This window comes from Rhizobiaceae bacterium, assembly GCA_023953835.1.
GTDB lineage: Bacteria > Pseudomonadota > Alphaproteobacteria > Rhizobiales > Rhizobiaceae > Mesorhizobium_G.
In genome coordinates this window covers 1,655,954-1,677,666 of the sequence record JAMLJB010000001.1, presented here as the reverse complement: position 1 = coordinate 1,677,666, position 21,713 = coordinate 1,655,954, and the positions used below count along the sequence as shown (strand labels likewise).

General features: G+C 56.4%; 18 protein-coding genes and 1 pseudogene. 10 read left to right on the top strand and 9 right to left on the bottom strand.

The genetic code is table 11. The features are described 5' to 3' along the window. The first annotated feature begins 512 nt into the window (after window positions 1-512). Complete coding sequence (locus M9924_07785) at window positions 513-3,299, top strand: DUF927 domain-containing protein (GenBank protein ID MCO5064305.1); 2,787 nt, start codon at window positions 513-515, stop codon at window positions 3,297-3,299. 687 nt (window positions 3,300-3,986) lie between these two features. On the opposite strand, the gene istB is transcribed toward M9924_07785, so the two are convergent. The 4 genes from istB to M9924_07765 all read right to left on the bottom strand — a co-directional run bounded on the left by istB (window position 3,987) and on the right by M9924_07765 (window position 8,602). Then, complete coding sequence (gene istB / locus M9924_07780; GenBank protein ID MCO5064304.1) at window positions 3,987-4,781, bottom strand: IS21-like element helper ATPase IstB; 795 nt, start codon at window positions 4,779-4,781, stop codon at window positions 3,987-3,989. Further along, complete coding sequence (gene istA, locus M9924_07775; GenBank protein ID MCO5064303.1) at window positions 4,771-6,300, bottom strand: IS21 family transposase; 1,530 nt, start codon at window positions 6,298-6,300, stop codon at window positions 4,771-4,773. The genes istB and istA overlap by 11 nt, the downstream gene beginning before the upstream one ends. Window positions 6,301-6,390: 90 nt before the next feature. Next, on the bottom strand, window positions 6,391-7,119 hold the full coding sequence (locus tag M9924_07770; GenBank protein ID MCO5064302.1) for an Arm DNA-binding domain-containing protein: 729 nt from the start codon (window positions 7,117-7,119) through the stop codon (window positions 6,391-6,393). Between the two features lie 616 nt (window positions 7,120-7,735). Next, window positions 7,736-8,602, bottom strand: a complete 867-nt coding sequence (locus M9924_07765; GenBank protein MCO5064301.1) for a hypothetical protein — start codon at window positions 8,600-8,602, stop codon at window positions 7,736-7,738. Between the two features lie 268 nt (window positions 8,603-8,870). Here M9924_07765 and M9924_07760 point away from each other — a divergent pair, with 268 nt between their 5' ends. Next, the gene (locus M9924_07760; GenBank protein ID MCO5064300.1) at window positions 8,871-9,536 is read left to right on the top strand and encodes a hypothetical protein; all 666 of its coding nucleotides are present in this window, start codon (window positions 8,871-8,873) and stop codon (window positions 9,534-9,536) included. 98 nt (window positions 9,537-9,634) lie between these two features. Here M9924_07760 and M9924_07755 read toward each other — a convergent pair whose 3' ends face one another. Beyond that, a complete protein-coding gene (locus M9924_07755; protein MCO5064299.1) occupies window positions 9,635-9,988 on the bottom strand; it encodes a helix-turn-helix domain-containing protein in 354 nt (117 codons plus the stop codon). 114 nt (window positions 9,989-10,102) lie between these two features. On the opposite strand from M9924_07755, the gene M9924_07750 reads away from it, so the two are divergent. After that, window positions 10,103-10,633: a hypothetical protein gene (locus M9924_07750; GenBank protein MCO5064298.1), complete on the top strand. Its 531-nt coding sequence runs from the start codon at window positions 10,103-10,105 to the stop codon at window positions 10,631-10,633. A 33-nt stretch (window positions 10,634-10,666) separates the two neighbouring features. Here the strand turns inward: M9924_07750 and M9924_07745 are convergent. From M9924_07745 to M9924_07735, 3 genes and pseudogenes are all read right to left on the bottom strand, one after another. Further along, window positions 10,667-10,849, bottom strand: a pseudogene (locus M9924_07745) (hypothetical protein). A 77-nt stretch (window positions 10,850-10,926) separates the two neighbouring features. Further along, window positions 10,927-12,156 carry an amidohydrolase family protein gene (locus tag M9924_07740; protein ID MCO5064297.1) on the bottom strand — a complete coding sequence of 410 codons (1,230 nt, stop codon included), beginning with the start codon at window positions 12,154-12,156 and terminating at the stop codon, window positions 10,927-10,929. Window positions 12,157-12,455: 299 nt separating this feature from the next. Beyond that, window positions 12,456-13,109 (bottom strand): GntR family transcriptional regulator, encoded by a 654-nt coding sequence (locus M9924_07735; protein MCO5064296.1) that lies wholly within the window; start codon window positions 13,107-13,109, stop codon window positions 12,456-12,458. 226 nt (window positions 13,110-13,335) lie between these two features. Here M9924_07735 and M9924_07730 point away from each other — a divergent pair, with 226 nt between their 5' ends. From M9924_07730 to M9924_07700, 7 genes are all read left to right on the top strand, one after another. Next, window positions 13,336-14,364 carry a proline racemase family protein gene (locus tag M9924_07730; protein ID MCO5064295.1) on the top strand — a complete coding sequence of 343 codons (1,029 nt, stop codon included), beginning with the start codon at window positions 13,336-13,338 and terminating at the stop codon, window positions 14,362-14,364. A 162-nt stretch (window positions 14,365-14,526) separates the two neighbouring features. Next, complete coding sequence (locus tag M9924_07725) at window positions 14,527-15,438, top strand: dihydrodipicolinate synthase family protein (GenBank protein MCO5064294.1); 912 nt, start codon at window positions 14,527-14,529, stop codon at window positions 15,436-15,438. Window positions 15,439-15,464: 26 nt separating this feature from the next. Next, window positions 15,465-16,127 (top strand): amino acid ABC transporter permease, encoded by a 663-nt coding sequence (locus M9924_07720; GenBank protein MCO5064293.1) that lies wholly within the window; start codon window positions 15,465-15,467, stop codon window positions 16,125-16,127. Then, window positions 16,124-16,774: an amino acid ABC transporter permease gene (locus M9924_07715; GenBank protein MCO5064292.1), complete on the top strand. Its 651-nt coding sequence runs from the start codon at window positions 16,124-16,126 to the stop codon at window positions 16,772-16,774. Before M9924_07720 ends, M9924_07715 begins: the two co-directional genes overlap by 4 nt. Beyond that, window positions 16,761-17,489, top strand: a complete 729-nt coding sequence (locus M9924_07710) for an amino acid ABC transporter ATP-binding protein (protein ID MCO5064291.1) — start codon at window positions 16,761-16,763, stop codon at window positions 17,487-17,489. The genes M9924_07715 and M9924_07710 overlap by 14 nt, the downstream gene beginning before the upstream one ends. Window positions 17,490-17,600: 111 nt before the next feature. Continuing rightward, window positions 17,601-18,326: a transporter substrate-binding domain-containing protein gene (locus M9924_07705; GenBank protein MCO5064290.1), complete on the top strand. Its 726-nt coding sequence runs from the start codon at window positions 17,601-17,603 to the stop codon at window positions 18,324-18,326. Window positions 18,327-18,400: 74 nt separating this feature from the next. Continuing rightward, window positions 18,401-19,168 carry an NAD(P)-binding domain-containing protein gene (locus M9924_07700; protein MCO5064289.1) on the top strand — a complete coding sequence of 256 codons (768 nt, stop codon included), beginning with the start codon at window positions 18,401-18,403 and terminating at the stop codon, window positions 19,166-19,168. Between the two features lie 1,030 nt (window positions 19,169-20,198). Here the strand turns inward: M9924_07700 and M9924_07695 are convergent. Continuing rightward, entirely contained in the window at window positions 20,199-21,638 is a 1,440-nt protein-coding gene (locus M9924_07695) for an aldehyde dehydrogenase family protein (protein ID MCO5064288.1), read from the bottom strand. Window positions 21,639-21,713 lie beyond the last annotated feature (75 nt).

Below are 21,713 nucleotides of genomic sequence, written 5' to 3'. Positions count from 1 at the left end.
CAAATCTCCGAAAAAGCAGCGCTCCCTTTGGCTTCGCAAGCGTGGCTTGCGTCGAGCGCCCACGCGCGCCTCGTTTTTGGAGTATTCTCATGTCCGCGCTTTCGCGTTCAAACGATTTCCAGCCTATCCCTTCCGCCGACATTATTGACTTGCGCACCAAGGAGCCTTGGTCGCCGCAGACGGCGTTCGACTGGCATGGTTCGCAGCTTGCGGCGGAGAACGACGCAGACGTGACGCCGGAGCCCGCGCCGGACGAGCCTACTGAATACGTCAACGACGCCGAAATCTGGGGCGAGTGGACGCCCGAAGTCTCCGAGCTTCCTATTGCGATCAGCACCGCAAAGGACCGGAATGTAAAGAAGTGGCACAGCGCAGATGAAGCGCCGTTCGCGGATGTCTTCATCAAGCTGCTTTCGAAGCACGTCGTCGGCAAAAAGGAGGGAACGTGCTTCGTCACCGGTACGCTTGGCGAGGGTGGACTGCGCACAAAGCACAATGTCCTCCGAAACTATATGATGGGTCTGGACATCGATTCCGGGTATCAGATGGAAGACGCCTTTCGTCTTGTTCGCGAAACGGGTCTTACCTGCATTTTTTACACCACGCATTCGCATCTCACGACGCGGGTCGAAATCGCCTATGACAAGTTTTATGCGTGGGCGACGAAGCTTGGCGTCGATCCGGACGCCCCGTCCGACAGTGACGTTCGCCGCTACATGCTGGGGGAAGGCAAATACGTGTCGGCCGTCTGCAATTCGGCGACGTTTGTCGAGAAAGCTCAGGCCAATGGAATGAAGATCGTGGTCGAAACGACCCCTATCCCAAAATTTCGCATGGTCTTCCCGCTCGCCAAGCCCTTCATCTATAAGGCCCAGTTGGGCGCACATAAGGACGTGATCAGCCTCTGGTCTCGGAAGGTTCTCGGTCTCGGTCGCCAGTTTGGTGTGGAGCCGGACAATGCGGCTCGTGATCCGTCCCGCCTGTTTTATTTGCCGCGCCACCGGAAGGGTTCAACCGGCCATCGGATCATGCTGACCATTGGAAAGCTGATCCGGTTCGAGGACATCCCGGAGGGTACCCCGCACGCGAAGCAGAGCAACGACCCATTCGAGAAGGCTGGCGCTGCCATGGGCGCGACCAAGGGTGGCGACGATCGGTTGAAGTCGCCCGAACTTGGTATTGACCTCATGACGTGGGCTGCGCAGCGCGCGCATGGCTTCGACATTGCGCAGGTGTTCAAAGATCACGCCGATGACCGCATTCGCGAAGAGCATTCGGAGAGCAAATATGCGGTTGAATGCCCCTTTGACGAAGGGCATTCCGATCCCGGCAACCCTGACGATCGCGCTTGCTTTGTGGAGTCGGCCGGGCACGCCGAAACCTTCGCTTTCTCATGCCGCCATGAAGGTTGCGCTGGGTATGACCGCCTTCACTTCATGCGGAAGTGCTTAGCGGATAGCTGGTTTCCGGAATCGGTACTGACCGATCCCGACTATTATGTGTGTGAGATTGAGGACGACGCAGGGTCGGAGTCAGCGGGTGATCCATCGGACAAAGCCGCGCCCGGCGTCGGTAAGCCGTGCGTCGATCTTCGCGGGACCGGTTTCAAGTACAACCCGAAGGACGATCCAAACTGGATCGTGACGACCGGGAAGGACGGCGATCCGGTGTGCCAGCCGTTCGAAGTTGTTGAGCATTATGAAGACGCGTTCGGCGATAACGCCACGCTGGTCCTGCGATTTGAGTCCATGGGCCGCACGAAGACGTGCGAGATGAAGCGGAGCGATCCTTGGACCGGCCGTGCCGCAATCGAGAAACTGGCGAACATGAATTTCCGCCTGTCCGGCGACGGCACGGCTGCGCTGGAGCTTCTGCGCAAGCTCCTTCCGCCTGTCACCGGGCGTTGGATGGATCGTCGCGGCTGGCACGATGGCGCGTTCCTGACGGTTGGTGGCGAGACCATCAAGGCCGAAGGTTCGGCCGTGCTGCCCATGCGGATGCTGGACACAACCCGTAAGCCGCTCGCGCCTGCCGGTACGCTTGAGGGCTGGAAGGAGGCGGTTGCCCCCGTCTGGAACGACAATGCATCCGGCCGTGAACACTTCGCCTTGGCCTTGATGATGGGCATGGCCGGGCCGGTGTCGGGCCTGTGCCATCCGGAGGGCTTCCGTATGCTCGCATTTCACGGGCCGTCCTCGCGAGGAAAGAGCCTCGCGTGCAAGCTCATGGCCAGCATTTCAGGACCGGCGCTGTCGGTCTGCTACAAGATTCTGCGCGCAACCGACAACGGCGTTGAGGCCGTTTTGCCGGATGTGTCGCATCATGCGATTGCCCTTGATGAAGGGCAGCATATGAAAGCCGACCATTTGAACAGCCTTGTTTTCATGCTGGAAGCGGGCACCGGGAAGACCACGGCAACCCGCGACCGGGGTGCCAGAGAGGTCAAGAACTTTGGCGGGTTGGCGATGCTGGCGAATGAGAAGCCGCTGGCGCAGAAGCTCAAGGATGCCGATGTAGACGTGTCGCCCGGCTTCGATGCCCGCGTTCTCGATATCAACGTCGCGAGCGTCAAGGATTACCCCAAGGGAGAAGCTACCCCCTTGACGACCAAGCTGTATGGAATCGAGCGCCACAACGGCCACGCGCTGCGCATCGTCGTCAAGGCACTGCTCGGCATGGACCCGGAGCGCATCAAGAAGCAGGTGGAACGTCTGACCACCGCGCTTGTAGGGGCCGATGCTGGCGGTTTGGAGTCGCGGGCGATGGAAACGTTGGCATGGGTCTGGTTCGGCGGCATCTTGGGCAAGAAGCTTGACCTTATCCCGGCTGATTTCAGCATCGGCAAGGTAATGCGCTGGGCACGTCAGAACCGCGTTGCCGACGCGTCCAAGCCTGTTTCCGAGCGTGTCCTGTCCACGTTGCGCACGTCTATCGCCCGTCGTCGTCGCGTCGACCTATACACGTGGGAAAAGTCGGAGTTTGCCAAGGGCTCGGATGACATCGAAGAGGGCTACAAGGGCGCGGCCGGGTACTTCTACAAGGCCCGTAACGGCGAAGAACTGATCATCCTCGCCGATGCCCTTCGCGGTATGGCTGGGAACATCTGTTCCGAGACTGAGATTGCGCAGTACCTTCGTGATGGCGATTTTCTGCGCATGTCGGGAAAAAACCTCTACCACGACACACTGCCCATGCGCGACGGCACGGCGGAGCGGGTGAAGAACTATCGTGTCGTGTCGGCCTTCTATCTGGACGACGGCAAGAATGAGCCCGAGTCGAGCGCAGACGTAGCCGCCTGACGACGGGACTTCGGCTGATTTCTGGACTTGCCCGGCCGATTTCTGGAAAGGCCTCGAATCTTTCCAGAAATTTCAGGCTATTAATATCAATGACTTAGCACTCATTTCTGGAATTTCTGGAATTTCTGGAAAGCTACCACACAGAGAGTGCGTGAGTGGCTGAAACTCGCGCGGGGTGTGTGCCAGCAGCGCCGCAGGCGGTGAATGATGGTTCTGAAAAAAGGTCTCTTTGTTGTACCTTTCCAGAAATTCCAGAAATTCCAGAAATGGTTCTTAACTAGCTGTAATCATTGATGAAAAATTTCTGGAAAGAATCGAGGCCTTTCCAGAAATGTCCAGAAATAGCCTCTGGGCTCAACCCGCAAAACCCGTCACCGACACAGCGCGTCTTACGTCCGTACCACAGTCCTGAGACCGCGTCTGTTGAGAGCAGTCGGTGACTTCGGGGGATAGCAGTGAGAACAGTTGCGAAGAACAATCACAGAACATACAAGCGTAGTCCCGAGTCGTCGGAGACGCCATTGTCGGACTTCATCGAAATCCCAGAAGCGAATCTTCGGAACATTGCCATCTTTCCCGATGAGCCCGATGAAGGGATCATCGAAGAGATAAAGGCTGTTGATTTCCGCTGAGAACTGACCCGGGATTTTCGCCGAGAAGTGACCCGTCTCATGTATGGTTTGGGTCTCAGGATTTGGTCAAGGTGGGCGCTTTCTCCTTCTTTGCGGCGGGTGTCTTTGCCGAGCTGTTCTTGAAGCGGAAGCTGTCGTTTCCGGTCTCCAGGATGTGACAATGATGGGTGAGGCGATCGAGGAGCGCCGTCGTCATCTTGGCATCGCCGAAGACGGTGGCCCATTCACTGAAGCTCAAGTTGGTGGTGATGACGACGCTGGTGCGCTCGTAGAGCGTGCTCAGCAGATGGAACAGCAGCGCTCCACCTGACGCACTGAAGGGCAGGTATCCGAGTTCGTCCAGGATGACGAGATCGGAATGGGCGAGCCGGTTGGCGATCTGGCCGGCCTTTCCCTGGGCCTTCTCCTGCTCAAGGGCGTTGACGAGTTCGACGGTGGAGAAGAAGCGGACACGCTTGCGATGATGCTCGACCGCCTGCACGCCGAGAGCTGTGGCGATGTGGGTCTTTCCGGTGCCTGGACCTCCGACAAGCACGACGTTGTTGGCCTCGTCCATGAACTCACAGCGATGGAGCTGGCGCACGAGGGCCTCGTTGATCTCGCTGCTGGCGAAGTCAAAGCCGGCCAGGTCGCGATAGACAGGGAAGCGGGCTGCCTTGAGCTGATAGGCGGTGGATCTGACCTCCCGTTCTGCCATCTCCGCCTTCAGCAGTTGCGACAGGATCGGGATGGCGGCCTCGAAGGCTGGAGAGGCCTGCTCGGTGAGCTCGGCGACGGCTTGCGCCATGCCATGCATCTTCAGGCTCCTGAGCATAATGACGATGGCGCCGCTGGCGGGATCATGACGCATGGCGCACCTCCCGAGCTTGGCGCAGCGCATCGTAGCGCTCGACATTGGCCTGCGGCTCCTTGGCCAGGCTCAGCGCCTGCGGCGCATCCACGACCGGCGTCGCGATCGGCTTGCCATCGACCAGCCTGTGCAGGAGATTGAGGATGTGGACCTTGGTCGGAACCCCGGCCTCGAGTGCCATCTCCACTGCCGCCAGCACGGCCTGCTCATCATGCTGCAGGACAAGGGCCAGGATCTCGACCATCTCCCGATCGCCGCCGGACTTCCTGAGCAGATGCTGCTGCAGCCGTTTGAAGGCTTCGGGAAGCTCTGTGAAGGGTGCGCCGTTGCGCAGAGCACCTGGCTTGCGCTGGATGACCGCCAGATAGTGACGCCAGTCGTAGACGGTTCGACCGGGACCGTCATGCGACCGTTCGATGATGCGGCGGTGCTCGCAGAGGAGCTGCCCTTCGGCGGCAACCACAATCCGTTCCGGGTAAACCCTTAGGCTCACAGGCCGGTTGGCAAAGGAAGCCGGCACGCTGTAGCGGTTGCGCTCCAGATGGACCAGGCAGGTAGGCGAGACCCGCTTGGTGTATTCGACGAAGCCGTCGAAGGGGCGAGGCATTGGCATCAGGAACTGGGCCTCTTCGGACCGGGCGTCCTCGATCGTTCCGGGTCTGAGGCCATGGGGAATCTGTTGCCACAGCTCCCGGCACCGCTGCTCCAGCCAGTCGTTCAGCGCCTCCAGAGATGGAAAGCGCGGCATCGGCTGCCACAACCGGTGGCGGGCATCCTGGACGTTCTTCTCGACCTGTCCCTTCTCCCAGCCCGAGGCTGGATTGCAGAACTCGGCCTCGAACAGATAGTGGCTGGCCATCGCCGAGAAGCGGGCATTGACCTGGCGATCCTTGCCCCGGCCGATCCTGTCGACCGCAGTGCGCATGTTATCGTAGATCCCGCGCCGCGGCACGCCACCCAGAACCGGGAAGGCGTGGTTGTGTGCATCGAACAGCATCTCGTGCGTCTGAAGGGGATAAGCTCGCACGACAAAGGCACGGCTGTAGCTGAGCTTGAAGTGCGCCACCTGTAGCTTCGTGCGCTCGCCGCCGATGACGGCCCAGTCTTCCGACCAGTCAAACTGGAACGCCTCACCAGGCTCGAACGCCAACGGCACGAAGGTGCCGCGACCGCTCGTTAGCATCTGCCGCTGACGCTCTTCTTTCCAGTCACGCGCAAAGGCGGCGACACGGCCGTAAGAGCCCTCATAGCCGAAGCTCATCAGGTCGGCGTGCAACTGCTTGACCGTGCGCTTCTGCTTGCGCGGCCTGTTTGCTTCCGTCCTCAGCCAGGCAGATAGCCGCTCGGCATAGGCATCGAGCTTGCTCGGCCGCTCCGGCACCCGAAAGCGGGGCTCGACCTCGTCGGATCGCAGGTATTTGCGGATCGTGTTCCGCGACAGTCCCGTGCGCCGCGCAATCTCCCGGATCGAAAGTCCATCCCGCAGATGCCAGCGCCGGATAACGCTCAGTAACGCCATGTCTATCACTCCAAAGTCCCCTGCGATCGTCAAGCAGGGGTGAGTTCAAACATGGGTCACTTCTCGATGGAAAAATCCCGCAATCCCGGGTCAGTTCTCGGCGGAAATCAACAGTCCGATCTCCGCAACGCTCAGGCGACGATCCTTCTTCTTGCTCGATAGTTTCTTGGCCCCCTTTGTCGGATGGTCGGCCAGAAGTCCCTTGTGCTTGACGTGGCCGATCACGGCCTGAAGCGTGCCAACGCACCGGCCTGCGACCCCAGGACCACCGGAAGCTTTGCCACCACGTCCCCCGACACGGGGCTTTGCGGTTTTTCCGTCTCTGACATCGGTCTGCATTTGTTCGACATCGGCGATCGTCAGATGGCGCACCACGCGCTTGCCGAGGAGCGGCTTGATGTGCGTCCTGATACGGCTTTCGTCCATGTCCAGTGATGACGCCTTGATGGGCCGGTTCTTGCGACCAAGGATGTTTCCGGCACGCGCTTCCGTCAGATACCAGTCGCACATCTCGGCCACCGTCATCCCCCTTCGGGCTTGGCGTACCTCGTCGGCTGGATCCTCACCGGCCGCGACCTTTCCGAACTTGACCTTGGCCAGGTCTCGGGCCTGCTCGACGGTCATGATGCCGAAGCGGCCCAGATTGATGCGGCGCTTGATCCCTTCGGAATTGCGGTACTGGACGATGAAAGTCTTGAGGCCTGACTTCAGGACGCGAACCCCGAACCCGCGAATTTCGCTGTCCCAGTAGACGATCTGCGTTTCGGCGGGCGCTGCGAATGCGTCGACGGCCTTCTTTGTCAGTTTCGTTGTCGGCATGTTATTCCTCCTGGAGACACCATCTTTCCCTCTTGGAGACAACGGCTCAAAATCAGGGTAGTGTCTCCAAAATGTCTCCACAAAAGCGCGTTTCGTGGGATAAGGAAGGATACGCCGGCGCAGAGTGATGTCAATAACTAATTGGAAAATAGACGTTTTTCGTAATGTGGCGAATCGTGGCGTAGGCTGCCGATAAAGTTGCCAAGGTTGGGATCGAGGGTTCGAATCCCTTCGCCCGCTCCAGTTTCCCAACCAGTCCAAAGCCGCGTTTTCACGCGGCTTTTGTGTTTTCCGGGCGGTTGAAATCGCAAGTCGCGGAAGCATCTCAAAAGGCTCGGGTTACCGCGCGGTCACCAGTTTGGGGAATCGACGGAGCGTGAAATCGCGGTGTCGATGGAATGCTCCGCGTTGCTGCGGAATTCAGATAACCGGTGCCGATTGTCTGCAATGGGGTGGATTGCAGACGGTCTGGTCTAAAGTAGTCAGCCGTCAAAGCAGACATTACGGTGATCGATATATTCTCGCCTGTTAGCGCGTAAACGCATAGATTGCGTTTCTGACTACTGTAACCTCTCATATTGGAGGGGCAGGTTGCGACGCGTATCCGACAGCAATCTTAGAATATCTTGCGCTCGGGCGAAAATGGGCCATAGGCGATCTCGAAGAGCGGTCGTCCGAGCTCGGCCTCCCTGCCGACAATAGCTAAGTTCTCAGCCTGAGCCGAACTCTCAAACTCGACAGTTGAAAGCGTAATAGTGTCTTCGGCACCTACGACAAGAGGCCCAAGATCCCGAGCTTCGTTTTGTTCGGTGCTAAGCCGGGAGAAGTGGATGATCAGTCCGTCAAGATAGAAGCGAAATGTCGGCTCCTCCATGGACGGCCGTCCTGCTTCCAATGAGGGAATTGTCTTCGTGAAAGCGATGGGTGCGTGATTGTGCCTTATCCCAATGGTCGAGATCTGTGTCAGGCTAACGGCATAAAAGGCTACTGGTTCCGGGACGCAGTTGAGCACCATCTGCCTCAATCGTTCGAGATGATCAGGCGGGATATCGACTTCATTGAATTCTGGCCGATCGGTAGCTGCGGCTCTCCAAAGCAAACTAAGAAAGAAAAGCCGCAACTTCTTCCAATCATCGCCGGAAACTGATCTAATTCCCCAAGGCGTACCTGGAAACTTCTGAAAATCGTTGAGGGAAATGCGTGGTCCCCAACCGCTCCATACCATTGCGTGTTTGCGAAGAATCCTGATCGCCCAATCGTCATACTCTGCCAGAATTTTTTCACCCTCAGCGATTACAAGATGCCGATCATACCAACTGCTTGATCGCTTCTCCTTGCGACCGTTTCCGATCTGAACAAGACCGGGAGCAAGGCCATCAGCTTTGGTGAGCGCTTTCGGCAGAAGGTGCGAATCTACAAACCTGCCGCTTTCTCCCGTCAGCTTGCAGACACCATCGCGAGAAACCTTTGCCTTGTTGCGCATATTGCCAACCCCACAGTCTAGCAGTCCCGCGTCTTATCAGACTAAGTGTCGTCGAATAATACCCGGCTCCATCCAAGACGAAAGCAGGATGCTTGACGAAGGGCAAACTTGGACCAAGGTCAAGCGATAGAATGACTGGGGGTGGCTTGCGGTCCGGCAGGTTTGGGCAGTTACGCCGGAGAACTCCCCTTCCTACAGAAATGAACGTCGCGAACCGCAGTCAGATAACTGAATTTTAGGGAATCGAGGGGCGATGGCAAGAACACGAATGCCGACTGAAAATGAGACATCCGCGCTCGTTGAAAGCCGCAGGAGGTGCTGCATCTGTTTTGCGCTGAACCGAGACACCGTAATAAAGTCAGGCCAGATCGCGCATTTAGATCGGAACAATTCCAATCATTCCCCTGCAAATCTAGCGTTTCTCTGCCTTGATCATCACGACGAGTACGACACAACGACATCGCAGAGAAAGGGTTTCAAAATTCAGGAAGTCAAACAATACAAGGAGGAACTGCTTGTCTGGCTAGGTTCTGCATTGGTACAAAAGGTCCATTTCGGAATTCTAGCTCTTCCCGATGCCGACCCGTACGCCGGTCAATGGGTGCGGTTAGGTAGCAACGAAGGCCCCGCCGAGCTTCAAATAATTCCTCTACCTGATCGTGCTGATGGGCAACCAAGATACTTCGTGACGGGTACGGCCTACCAAGGTATGTTGCGAGAGCACGGTCCAAACATGGGTTTCTTAGACTTTTTCTCAGAAATCATTGACGAAGCATCGCTGTTTTACAGCCGTCCCTCTTTAGTCGTACAAGGACCCGCGACCACAGAGTTGAGATTCACTGATGACGGCCATTTGAAGGTCTGGGAAGAGGATACAGGCGGACAATATGGAATGGGGGTCACGTTCGACGGCCTTTATCGTCGGGTAACCTAACACATTCTGAACCACAGTTTTACAAGCGCCTGAACGGCAGGTTTTAAGGCCGGAACCCGACGTTCGTTTAGCGTTCGGCTGAAGTTGGCTCTAGGCGCTCAGCGTTGGTCAGCTTCAATGCTTCGAATTATGGCGTGTGGATCTGCGCCTATCGCCCTGCAAACCTCAATGAATTCCGCGATATCGAGGCGGCGCTCTCCAAGTTCGAATTTTGAGACGAATGTTTGTCGCTGACCTATGCGCTTCCCCAATTCGACCTGCGTTATCCCCGCGTCCTTTCGAGCCTGCACGAGCAGTTCGATGATGTGGCGATAAAGGTCGGACCGAATTGAGGACAAGGTAGGCGCCAGTGCAAAGACCAGCGCTTCAATAGAACCCGAATTCGGAGTACCCCAAAACAGGGTATTATGACATGCTAACCCGAATAAAGATTCGGGGGGCGGGTGAAGCATCAATAAGTCGGAGACATCAACCACTAGCCGAGTAGCATAGGCGCGGTTCCGCATATTTCGGATTGTCCCTGTCTGATTATCCGGCGATTAACGGCGGCCTTGCTATCCACGAGCATGGACACAACTTCCGTCGCCGCAAAGCTACTGCCGCAGCCAATCGATTGGGATACGATCTTCGCAGAGGTCAATTCTTGGCGCGGCGCAAGTATGCACCACTTCTCGGCGGTCGAAATGGCTGTGACGGAAACCCTGCTTGCGCTGAGCACGACCATACCGGCAGGCCCCAAGGCACGCCTCCGGCATTTGATCGGGCAACGATTTGAAGATTTGGCGCTAGCGTTAGGTCCGGGTGGTTCGTTTGAGGAAGCGGGGAAACCCGTATTTGCTGAGCTTACGAATTTCCGCGAGAAACACGAATCCTTCCGTAACCTGCTGTGTCACGGGGTGGCTAAGGTGACCATCGAGCGCAGCGGTCAGTGGGTGATAGTTATTCGAACGCTGTCAATTCGCTCTCGCCAGCCGGATCGAACTACGATGGTGTTGGAACAGCGCGAGGCCGAGGCCAAACTGGCAATGCTGAAGCGTGATGGTCAAAACCTCTCATCAAAATTGGGCACGTTCCGAAAGACTGTGATCACGTATTAGGCTGGGTGCACGCCGATGCGATGGACCCGAGTTTCAGGGACTCATGGTAGAGCGCGGCGGCCACGCCGGAGCCTGTTCGACCATAGGTTTTTCCACGTGTCTTTCAACGAGCCGCCTAAGATCAGAAGGGGTTGTCTGACCAGCGAGAACCTCGTGGTAGCCAATGCCTGCGCGGCATAGTGCTTCCTTCTTAACTGCGTCGCGCGCCGCCGCCGATGCATACGGCATTGGTCAGAACCAATGAACAGCGGGGTATTACCAAGATCTTGGCCCTCTCCCTAAGCAGCCTTTGCTCATAGCCGGTTCTTATGGATGCGGCCGCTCTTCATTATCAAGCTGAGCGTTTCCCCGTGCTGTGCGAGCACCGTTGCATCCGACAACGGGTCCCCATCGACGACAAGCAAGTCCGCAAAAGCACCGGGCTTAATTGCTCCAATGCGGCCGCTCATCATCATCATCTCCGCATTGACACCGGTCGCGGAGAGGAGAGTGTCAATTGGGCTTTCCACCTTCGCACGAAGGACAAACTCTGCAGCTTGGTGTTGATGCAGCGCGATGTCGAGAAGATCAGTGCCGAATCCGATCTTGACGCCGGCCTCCCGGGCAATCTTGAGGCTTTCCAGCCCTTTGTCTCGGACCTGAGAGATTTTCCGCATGCTGACTTCAGTAAATCCGTAACGCGACGCCTCCCTCGACAATACGTCGGAAGCTACGAGCGTAGGCACAAGAAATGCGCCTCGCTCCTGCATGAGCGTGGCTGTCGCCATGTCGATCAGATTGCCGTGTTCGATCGTCCGAACACCTGCATTGACGGCGGCGCTGATTGCGCGTGGATCGTAAGCGTGTGCCGCAACATAAGTGTTCCACGCCACCGCTTCCTCGACAATTGCCGCGATTTCCTCGCTGGAAAACTGTGTATTTTCTATCGGATCCGAAACGGATGCGGCTCCGCCCGAAGCCATGATCTTGAGGTAGTGCGCACCTTTTCTAAGCTCGTCGCGCGATGCGTGACGAACTTCAGGAACGCCGTCGGCAATTCTCGAAATCATGCTACCCACGCGATCGCTCGGTAGGGTTGATGGTCCTGATATCCGGGAACGGATATCGCCATGTCCGCCCGTCTGGCTCAGTGCTGCTCCGCAGATCACCAGCCTCGGCCCATCGATGTATCCTTGTTCCACTGCTTGAACGAAACCGCCATCTGCGCCGCCAGCGTCGCGCACAGTCGTGAACCCTCTCTGAAGCATCCCTTCCATTATGTATCGTGCCTTGGTGTGCGTAAGGGAGGGCCATTCCCACCCGGCAGCCAGGTTCACGCTCGTCGCCACAATGTGAACATGCGCGTCGATAAGGCCAGGCATCAACAGCCGACCGCCGCAATCAATAGTCTCGCCGGCAACGTTCAGCTCAATTTCTGGAACAATGGAATCGATTAGGTCATCGACCACGACGACGGTCATGCCGTCTTTGGCCTCTCTTCGAAGACCATCGAAGAGCCGAATGTTCCTGAAGATAGTTGTCACGTCCGCGCCGCCTTTCCATGTGCCTAAACCAATGCAATTTTGCTCGATGAGGTCGCACTTCTGGTATGAGGGTCGTTGTGGCTACCGAGGAAATATCTATCACAACCGAACAGACGCCTCGCCAGAAGGCAAGCCCAATCACACAAAAAGTTATAATGGATACAATCTACATTCGTCAATGTGGAAGGTTGCGTTGGTCTTGCCTGCTTGCATGCTTCGCTGATGAGGTTGATACCGGCACCTTTCATCCCTTGAGGATGAAGTCTCAATCGGTCCATATTTGATGAAGTCGGCGGCAGCTATTGCTTGAGGTGGGAGACGATTTCCTTGCGCGCATCTGCGAGATGGCGTCGCATAAGTCGCTCGGTTTCGAGCGCGTTTCCTTTTCGATAGAATTCAAAGACCTCTCGATGCTCCCGACCAGCCTTTGTCTGTGCAGCCAGCGGTTCGATCTGCAGCAGAAGGTAGCGATCCGCCGAAGTGTATAGAGACTGGAGCAATGCGAGAGAACGCACCCGACCGGAAGGTGCCAATAAGGCCAGGTGGAACTTCCAGTTAAGCTGGCTTAATTCTCGCGCATCGCCGCGGGCAACGGCGGCCTCATATTCGACTAGAGCGTTTTCGACAGTCTGGAGCTCATCCGCGGTTACCCGCGCCATCGCTTTCTTGACGAGGTAGGGTTCGAGAAGCATCCGCGTATCGAAGATGTCAATTGCGTCATCTGCGGTTAGCTCCGAGACAACGGCACCGCGGTGCGCTCTAATAACGACCAGTCCCTCAGCTTCGAGCTGTACCAAAGCCTCGCGTACTGGAATTCTGCTGACTCCGAGCTCGGCGGCAATTGCTTCCTGGCGGAGTTGTTCACCGCCGGCGTACTCACCGTTTACAATCTTTCGCGCGATGTACTGCGCTACGAGATCTGTTGTAGTTTGGCGAGGCAGAGGGGTGGACATCAATATTTGCTCCTTCCGGGCCGGACAACTTTCGATTGGTTGTCAAGCAAAAACCCCATCAACGATTGCCGGCCCTAGTGCCTCTCAGCCCAGGTTCGGCAACGTCTGCAAAGCCTTATGCCACGACGCAGGCACGGGCAATATCCCTAGTTAGATACGGAGCATAAAATGTTTGACACGATTCAATATGAAGTAGATTGAATAAAATATACATAGGAGCAGTCGAATGCAACTCGACAAAATGATAACCGTTGTAGGTGCACACGCTGAAGGGGAAGTCGGCAGGGTCATTACCGGGGGAGTTTTGCCGCCGGCGGGCGATACGATGTTTGAGCGGATGCAGTCGCTCGAGCGCGATTCTGGCTGGCTGCGCGATATGCTGCTGTTCGATCCGCGTGGAAGCGTTAACGCTGCGGTTAACCTTATCACACCGCCTTTGACCCCCGAGGCGGATATCGGGATGATTGTGATGGAGTCGGACTATTTCGTACCGATGTCCGGCTCCAATTTGATCTGCACGATCACCGTCGCGCTCGAGACTGGTATCATCCCCATGAAAGACGACATCATGGTGATCCAGGTCGACACTCCCGCAGGTCTTGTGCGGGTGCTGGCAGATTGTCGTGGCGGAAAATGCAATCGGATCACCTTTTCGAATGTGCCGTCTTTCGTCATGCACCGCGACGCGGCGATTGATGTTTCGGGGCTCGGGCGCTTCCGTGTCGATGTCGCCTACGGCGGTATGATCTATTGTCTCGTCCACGCGGAGGACGTCGGACTGTCGCTCGCCAGAAGCGAAGCGCGCCACATTGTGGAGCTTGGCGAAAGAATCAAAGCTGCCGCCGCCGAACAGCTTCCGTCTGTACATCCAGAGAATGCCGGGATTCACACCATCAACCAAACTGAATTTACCGGGCCGATCGAGGTCGTCGATGGAATAAAGTCTTCTAAGAACGCTGTCGTTGTTTCTCCGGGACGTCTGGATCGATGCCCTTGCGGCACCGGAACATCAGCACGTATGGCTCTTCTGCATGCCCGGGGCGTGCTGTCCGAGGGCGAGGAGTTCCGGCACGTTTCAATTCTAGATACGGAATTCGCATGCAGGATCGTCGGTACGGCGAGCGTTGGCCCTATTGCTGGCATCATACCCGAAATCTCAGGGAGAGCGTGGCTCACCGGCATAAGTCAATACGGCGTCGATCCGTCGGATCCCTTTCCGATGGGCTACAGGCTTTCAGACACCTGGTTCTCCTGACTATCTCGAATACACCCCCGAATGGAATCGGTATCAAATGAAGCCCGGCTAGCTCGGGCGTCTGCCCTGATCGACCGGGCGAAAAGTTTCAATCACTGACTTGAAGAATACTGTAGATTGTATATTATGTTCGAAATAGCATTGGCGATTTTGGGGTTCCATATGAGCATGTGGCAAGGCGTCTTTCCTGCGGTTACGACGAAAATGAACGAGGACGGCGACATCGATCTGAAGGCGACGCAGATGAGCGTGCAAAGGTTGATCGACAACGGAGTGTCGGGCGTCATTGTCTTGCCAATGCTGGGAGAGAACGCCGTGCTCTCTCCTCGGGAGCGCGAAAGCGTTGTCCGCGCCGCGAAGGAGGTGACGACAGGGCGAGTGCCGCTCCTTAGCGGTTTGGCGGAAATCTCGACTGAGGCAGCGACACGGGCCGCGCGCAGCTACGCTTCATTTGGCGCAGAGGGACTTATGGTGTTTCCTTCGCTCGGCTACCGGACCGATCCCAGAGAAACGGCAAGCTGGTACAGATCAATAGCCGAATCAAGCGAACTGCCGATAATGATCTACAATAATCCCATTGCCTACGGCGTCGATGTAACCCCGCAGGTTCTTCAGGAGCTGGCATCCTGCCCTACGATAGTAGCGGTAAAGGAAGAAACGGGCGACGTGCGCCGCGTCACGGATATGTATGTGGCGCTGGGTGATCGCTTCCAGATATTCTGCGGGGTTGACGATCAGATCGTCGAAAGCGTCGCGCTCGGATCTGTAGGCTGGGTCTCGGGAATGACGAACGCGTGGCCTGACTATTGTGTGCGGATCTTCAATCTTTGCATCGCGGGAAAATATGAGCAGGCGAGGGAACTCTATCGAATCCTCACGCCCGCGTTCCATCTCGATACCCATGTAAAGCTCGTGCAATATATCAAGCTGGCAGAGCATGTCGTCTATGACGCGCCGGAATGGACAAGGTCACCGCGCCTTCCGCTGGTAGGCACCGAACGGGAACAGGTGCTGGACACGATCCGTAGAGCTGTCGAGGCACTACAAACATACTCCCAGAAAATGGCAGCGTGAGCGGAGCAAGACGCGCGAGGTAAGGCATGGGGTACAGCCTCCAATTCAGCGATATATTTCGTGCCGGCGACGCCATTGCACTCGGTTTGCTTCAGACGCTGCAGCTAACCGCGACGACTTTCGTATTCGGCCTCTTGCTCGCTCTTGGATTTGCTGTTCTTGCCGTATACGGCTCGCCCACGGGCAAGGCGATCGCGCGGACATATGTGGAGGTGCTGCGAAACACACCTCTCATCGTGCAACTCTTTGTCTTGTTCTTTGGTCTGCCAACGGTGGGCATTCGCCTAACTCCGATGTGGGTCGCCACTATCGGCATGATAGTCAATATGGGCGCTTATGGTGCGGAAATAATGCGGGCAGGGCTCGAAAGCATACCCAAATCACAAAAGGAGGCAGGCGTTGCATTGGGGATGAGCACAGCGCAGATATTTAGATATGTAATACTAATTCCAGCGTTTCGAAATATATATCCAGCCCTTTCAAGTCAGTTAATACTGATAATGCTCGGAACGAGCGTAGCATCTCAAATTGCCGCTCCCGAACTATTCTATGTTGGATCAATACTACAGTCCCGAACATTCCGTGATTTCGAAGTATATATCGTAATATCGTCTATATATCTTGGCCTCGCCGTGCTCCTGCGAATGTTTTTCTTTGCTCTTCGTAGAATCCTGTTCCGGTACCCATGATACGCGATCTGTCATTCATCGACGTAATGTATCTGGGCTGGGCTGCGCGCTGGACGGTTGGCCTGACACTCCTGGCTCTCGTCGGCGGCTCTCCCATCGCGTTGCTGATAGCGATCTGCGCGAACGGCAGGAGCAGACTTCTCAGTCTCCCGGCGCGGGCATACATATCCATCGTGCAAGGCGTGCCCCTGCTGGGCTGGTTGTTTCTGACCTTCTTCGGATTTTCAATTTTAGGGCTGAACGTTCCTGCCCTCATTGCTGCTGCCATCGCGTTTTCTCTCTATGCTTCGGCCTTTCTGGGCGAAATCTGGTTCGGAGCACTTGCATCAGTTCCGCGAGGGCAATGGGAAGCGGCAACTGCCATCGGCCTCTCTGGAACACAGCAAATGCGGTATGTAATCGTTCCGCAGGCTGTTCGTATCGCGCTTCCGCCGACGATCGGTTTTGTGGTTCAGCTTGTAAAGAATACGTCGCTTGCTTCGGTCATCGGCTTTGTTGAGCTTACGCGAGAGGGCCAGCTGACCGCTGCATCCACGCTCTCCCAACTGCCGGTCTATCTGCTCGTTGGGCTGCTGTATTTCCTGATCTGCTATCCGATGACCAAGCTTAGCCGGATTCTGGAAAGGTCACTTCATGCCAATAGTTGAAATGCGCGGCGCCAGGAAGAAATTCGGCGATATCGTTGTGCTCGACGGCGTGGATCTGGAGGTCGCTCAAGGAGAAACCATCGCGATAATCGGCCGCTCCGGATCCGGCAAGAGCACGCTGCTACGTTGCCTTAATGGTCTTGAGACGATTGATGGTGGGACGCTTGTAGTTGACGGCGTGACGGTCGATGCGCAGAGCAATCTCAAGATCCTGAGAAGCCGTATTGGGTTCGTTTTTCAAAGCTACAATCTGTTTCCGCACCTCACAGTTATGCGCAACATAATGCTGGGGCCGACGGTGGTGAAAAAACAAAGCCAGGCAGAGGCGGAGGCCGCCGCAGCCAATTCGCTGGCCTGGGTCGGACTCTCCGAAAAGCGCGATGCCTATCCGGCGCAGCTATCGGGCGGGCAGCAACAGCGAGTGGCGCTCGCTCGTTGCCTCGCCATGGCCCCGGTAATGATGCTCTGCGATGAGGTCACATCCGCGCTTGATCCTGAACTCGTTGGTGAGGTGCTCGCTGTTCTTGAGCGCCTCACCGAAGACGGCATGACCATGCTGCTTGTGACCCATGAAATGAAGTTTGCTCGCCGTTGCGCGACACGCGTTCTTTTTATGCACAACGGTAAGATTTGGGAGCAGGGGCCAGCCGCCACTTTGTTCGACAACCCGCAAACCGAAGAACTGAAAAGGTTCCTTGGCGCGGTCCTTCATTAGTTCTTCCTGTACGAAAGCATACCAACCAACCTCCAGAAAAAGGGAACAGAAATGTTTGGTAGATTAAAAATTATGGTCCTTGGAATTGGGCTTCTACTTTCCGGGAACAACTTGGCGTCAGCCGATATCCTGGCTGACGTCCTGGATCGCGGAACAATCCGGATTGGTGTGCCGGCGGATCTTCCACCGTTTGGCTTTCAAGGCGCTGATCGTACCCCGCAGGGGTTCGATATCGACCTTGCGACGCAACTGGCTGAGGCGCTCGGCGTCAAGGCCGAGTTGATTCCCGTAACTGGCGCAAACCGTATTCCCTATCTGCTCACGGACAAAGTGGATATCACGGTATCGCTCATGGGCTTGACGCCGGCACGTGCAAAGCAGGTATGGATGAGCAATCCATACGCTTCCACCGCGCTCGCAGTCTTCGGTCCCAAGGATCTGGACGTGTCCTCCGCCGATAAACTCGGAAGCTATACTGTTGCTGCGGCAAGAGGGAACACCGAGGAAGTTGCGCTGTCCGAAATGGCTCCGGACGCACAAATCATGCGCATGGAAAACGATGCTGCTGCAGCCGCGGCCTATCTTGCCGGTCAATCGCAACTGTATGCGTGCAGCAGCTTCGTAGCAGTCGAACTTGCCAAGAAAAATCCTGGAAAGGATTTCGACTTAAAGTTCGTCATTCGTCCCAGCCCCGGCCACATGGCGGTGAAAGTGGGCGAAGCCAACATGCTTCAGTGGCTTAACTCGTTCATCTTCTTCAAGACGATCACTGGCGATCTGGACAAGCTCCATCAGAAGTGGCTTGGACGGAGTATGGATCCTCTTCCGAGCCTCTAGATCTTCGCTGGCGCTGTTTTGTTGACAGCGCCAACCGACCACATTCATTTCAGCTTGGAGCAAGCATAGCGGAGATGACCACACTCGGTTTTATTGGAACCGGCACAATAGCGGCCGCAGTAGTAGAGGGGCTTGCTTCTTCCGGCGCCGGTTGCGATTTTGTGCTTTCTCCGCGCTCCGCAAATATATCTCGGCAGTTGGCGGCCCGATTTGACAGGGTCGTGCGCGCTTCATGCAACGAGCAAGTGGTTGCGACCTCGGATATTGTTTTTCTGTCTACTTTACCGGCTCAAGTAGAATCTGTCGTACGAGATTTGCGTTTCAGGCCGGGACAATTGCTTTGCAGCCTAGTGGCAGGTCTCGACATAGCCGAGCTTTCGAGATTGGCTGACCACAGTCAAGTGTGCCGGCTGGTTCCACTGCCGCAAGTCAGTAGACGAAAAGGCCCTATACTCCTTTACCCCGACAATCCGCAGTTGCGCGACCTGCTTTCCGGATTTGAAGATATTATACGCTGCCAGACGGAAAGGGAACTGTCGGTGCTTACCGCTGCCAGCAGCGTCATGTCTACGTTCTTTAGCCTTCAGGCGTCCATGGTCGATGGCTTGATTGAACAAGGCGCTGGTGAAGAATCAGCAGACCGGTACGTTCGGGCACTTTTCCTCGAGCTTTCGGAAACTGCTCGAGCTTCAACCAAGGACTTGGCAAGTCTAAGCGAGAGACATGAAACGCCCGGAGGCTTGAATTTCCAAACGCGCTCAAAGCTGTTGTCTATGGGCTGGTTTGAGAGCCTTCAGACTTGCGTCAAGTCAGCGATCATTTCCCGCTCCTCGGGAGTCTAAGCAAAGCTCGCTACATTCTTCATTTCTGGCTAGGGGGCTTTGTTCCGGGATTGGCTTCGTACGCCTGCGACCTAGTTCCGTGAACTAAGGGAATGACCATTTCGCTTTTCTGGTCACCGCGTGGGCACCATTTCGCGGTTTCGCTTTGCTTCACGGCAGTTCACTAAAGTATCGTGGCATTCATCGCGGTCCTCCAGGAGGGCGAGATTAGGCAGCAAAGCGGACCGGAGCAGATACCGCTGAACCCGGTGGATCACTGTGTCGCGCGCTTTGTCGAGGGAGGAACATTTTTGGCGTAGTCCCTAGTGGGCGCGTCGCGACCTAACCTCCCGCTGTGCAGATTGGTGCGGCCATCACTGAAGCAGGCGTTTTGATTGGTACTTCGGCACGGCGTTTCATTCATGTCCTCGACAAAGAGCGCGGGCCGCTCGGTGTGTTGCCAGCAACGTCGCTTGCGAAAGGTTTAAATGTGATATTAGCGGGGCTGATTCCGGCACCCGCCGCCCCTGCGACCATGGCGATTGGAAGGGCGCAACCTGTGATCGCCACCGCTGCGACCGCCCCGCCAGTCGTTGATGACGACGAGCGCTATATTGGCGAGATATCAGCCTGATCCGTGTTTTTGGGCGATGGTCGACCCTCGCGAAAGCAAAATGCTATTTGCTTTCGTGGGAAGCGTTATCTGGCACCGAAATGGAAGGTCTGGGGCTTATCTCGCTGGCAGTTGCAGACGAAGAACTGGAGCCGAAGGTACTTGAAATTGCCAAGCGCGTGGCCGATGGCGCCCTAAGCCGCAATTCACTGGACCAGCGTTCTCTACACAATTGGCTGAGAAAAGTGGCTCCGATATCTGATGCATGCCTGACTTGGGATTAATGGGGTTCACTGATCATCCGGATGTGCAGGAAGGAATAACAGCTCTGTAAAAAAACGATCTCCGCGATTTCGCTCTGACTGAGCCAATTTTCGGTGGTTTCCGCAGAAAGCTAGTCTGCGCCTCGTCGTGCTGGCATATAGAAAGCTGCTCTGCTCAGGTCGGCGCATGCTTGACCGCTATTGTCTTCAGAGTGGCAAAACCATAAAGCGCCTCCAGCCCCTTTTCCCTGCCATGTCCTGACCGTTTGACGCCACCAAACGGCAATTCCACGCCGCCGCCCGCGCCGTAGTTGTTAACGAAGACCTGGCCCGACTTTACGCCATGCGCGAGGCGCAAACCGCAGCCGAGATCAGTGGTCCATATTCCTGCTGCAAGCCCGTATGGCGTGTTGTTGGCCACATGCAGCGCTTCGTCTTCGCCTTCGAACCGGATGACCACCAATACAGGACCGAAGATTTCTTCCTGCGCGAGCCTATGATTTGCGGGAACGTCACCGAAGAGGGTCGGTCGGACATAGAAGCCGCCGGAAGGCGCATTCGACTCTATCTCGCCATGAGCCAGCACAGGCAGACCATCCTGCCGGCCAAGAGCCAGATAGTTTTCGATGCGGCGCTGCTGCGACGCATTCACGACCGGCCCCATATCAAGATCGAGATCACTCGGGCCGGCGCGCAACAGCTTGAAGCGCTCTGCCAGCATGCTAGTGAAACTGTCGTAAATCGAAGACTCTATCAGGACACGCGTGCCCGCTGCACATGTCTGGCCTGAATTTTGCGCAATGCCCCGCACGATCGTGTCGGCTGCGCTTTCCAGCGGTGCGTCGGCGAACACCACCTGAGGCGATTTTGCACCTAGTTCCAACCTCACAGGAACGGCGTTCACCGCGGCTGCCTGTTGCACCAGCGTCCCAACCTCTGGCGATCCGGTAAAGCTAACATGGCCTATGCCTGGGTGCCTGCTAAGCGCCGCGCCCACTTCGGAACCAATTCCAGTCACCACATTGAAAGAACCCGCCGGAAAACCAGCCTCTTCAACAAGTCGTGCAAGGGCGAGCGCCGTCAAAGAGGTATCCTCTGCTGGCTTGAGGACGACAGCATTTCCCATCGCCAATGACGGAGCAAGCGATCGGCCCATCATTTGCAAAGGATAATTCCATGGCACGATATGGCCGGTCACTCCGTAGGGTTCCCAGAATGTCATAACCGTATAGCTGCTCTGAGAGGGGATGGTCTCGCCCTGCACCTTGTCGGCAGCGCTTCCATAGTACTCGAAATACCGCGCAATGACCGCGACGTCGCTGCGCGCCTGACTGAGCGGTTTTCCAACGTCCAGGCTTTCCAGGCGTGCCAAACGGTCGGCATCGCGGTGAATAAGCTCGCAAAGACGGAGCATCAGTCGGCCCCGTGACACTGCGTCGAAGCGGCCCCATTCTCCCCTGCTAGCTGCCTGGCCGGCGCTTACTGCCTCGTCGACGTGATCGACCGTGCCGCGCGCGATAACGCCGATCTCATTGCCATCCGATGGATTGATGACCGGAATGGTTTCGTTTGTATCGATCCATCTTCCGCCGACAAATAGTTGGGGGGCCTGCATGGTTGGTATCTCCATGGGTTGGTGCAAAATAGATCGCTTTAGAAGCCACGGATGTCAGTCGTTTCCAAAAAAGAA